We start from the raw sequence: 2,010 nt of genomic DNA, 5'->3' as shown, positions 1-2,010 counted from the left end.
ATATAAATATAAGCATTCATTTATAAAATAATTGAATGCAAAATGATATATATAAATCGTGTGTCATACGCTTAGAGCCGGGAAAAGTATCGTGACACGCAAACCGCTACGGCCGTCGCCCCAGGGTGCGTCGCCCAGGCTGACGCGCGCGCCCACCCGTCTGGCGATCGTCTGGACGATCGCCAGTCCGAGCCCTGAGCCGGTCTGCCCCGTTCCCAACACACGATAAAACCGGTCGAACACGCGTTCGCGCTCCTCCGGCGAGATACCGGGCCCGGTGTCGTCGATAAAAATCGATGTGTTGCCGTCGTCCGTCCGCACGGACAAGTCAACGCGCCCGCCGCGGGGCGTGTAACGGATCGCATTGTCGACGAGATTCTTCAGCAGCGTGGTCAGGTCCGTCTCAGCGGCGTGCACGAGCGCATGCGTATGCTCAATCACACCGATATCGAGTTGTCGCGCTTCGGCAAGCGGCATCAGGTCTTCCAGTACCTGACGGAAAACCCGCGCCACGGGTACCTCATCGGTCTCGACGCCATTGGACTCCTGCACGCGCGCAAGCGTAAGCAATTGCTCGACGAGCGCGCGAGTGCGCATCAAGCCGTTGTGCAGAGCCGTGAACCGCTCGCTTGCCTGCCCGGACATCTCCGAGAGACCGAGTCGCTCGGCCTGCAACAAGAGCACCGTGAGCGGCGAGCGCAGTTCGTGGGCGGCGTCCGCGACAAAGCGTCGTTGCAGCGCGATCGACTCCGATACCCTCGCAAACAGCCGATTGTTAGCGATCAGGAAGGGGACGATCTCAAACGGAAGCTGGGCGTCGTCGCTGCCGCGTATCTCCGACAAGTCGTGATCCGAGCGCGCGTCCAGGTCTGCCGCGAGCCGGGCCAGCGGCTTGAACATCTGCCTGACAAGCAAGAAAACCACGCCGATCAGAAGCGGCGCGAGGACAACGAACGGGATCAACGTCGCGACCGCGCTGTTACGCGCGATCTCATTGCGATCCTTCGTTTGCTGACCGATACCGACCCGCGTTTGGGCGGCGAGGGTCCTGATGACCACGCGCCATTCGCGGCCATTGATCGTCAGGGTGTGGATGCCATCGGCGAGATTTGCCGGCAAGTCGAGCAGGCGTTCGCGGGGCTCATTGCCGAGTTTTTGCACCACGACCTTGGCTTCGGACTCGGCATCCGGTACGTATCGGGCCGAGCCTTGCTCCATGAACGGAAGGTTATCCGCCGTGATGAGCGCGGCCACTTCCTTCAACTGCCCGTCCTGGATCTCGTTCGCCTCGTGGAACGCCGCCTTGAACGAAAATACGCCAGCCGCAACAGCGCTCAGAAGAACCGCGACCGCGAGCCACACCGACAGCCGGAATTGCAGCGACCGCCCTACCCGCCTTTGGACACCATCCATCCGACGCCCCTGACGTTTTTAATCGTGTCGCTCCCAAGCTTGCGCCGAAGCGAGTGAATGAGGAACTCAACCGCATTACTTTCGACCTCTTCATTCCAGCCGTAGATGCAATCCTCGAGTTCGCTGCGTGAAAGGATCGCACCCGGACGCATCATCAACGCCTGGAACAACACGTATTCACGACCCGATAAACGTACCGGCGCGCCTGTCGAACGAGCCTCATGGGTTGCCGGGTCCAGCGATATGATCCCGTTGCTCATCACGGGCGCAGATGCGCCCGCCCGCCTGCGAACAATCGCGCGCAAGCGGGCCATTAGCTCGATCATCTCGAACGGCTTCAGGACGTAGTCGTCGGCACCGCTGTCGAGGCCGTATATCCGGTCCGCGACCGCATCGCGGGCTGTGATGACAATCACGGGGACGCCGCTATCGCCCACGCGAATCGAGTTGAGTACGTTGAAGCCATCGACCTTTGGCAAGCCTAGATCAAGCAGCACAGCTTCATACGCGTGCGTCTTGATTGCCGTCAGTGCCTGCTGCCCGTCTCGAACCCAGTCCACCGCGCACGACGCGTCCTTCAGCGCGTCCTGAACGGCC

General features: G+C 60.8%; 2 protein-coding genes. Both read right to left on the bottom strand.

All coding sequences use genetic code 11. The features are described from left to right. Positions 1-63: 63 nt before the first annotated feature. Positions 64-1,413: an ATP-binding protein gene (locus WCA53_RS07385; RefSeq protein WP_423907477.1), complete on the bottom strand. Its 1,350-nt coding sequence runs from the start codon at positions 1,411-1,413 to the stop codon at positions 64-66. Continuing rightward, on the bottom strand, positions 1,389-2,010 hold a 622-nt coding region (locus WCA53_RS07380; protein WP_423907474.1), incomplete at its 5' end, for a response regulator transcription factor. The genes WCA53_RS07380 and WCA53_RS07385, both read right to left, overlap by 25 nt.

The sequence above is a fragment of the Caballeronia sp. genome (genome assembly GCF_049581465.1).
Classification (GTDB): Bacteria; Pseudomonadota; Gammaproteobacteria; order Burkholderiales; family Burkholderiaceae; genus Caballeronia.
The sequence above is the reverse complement of the archived record's forward strand: the minus strand, read 5'-3'. Positions and strand labels throughout refer to the sequence as shown.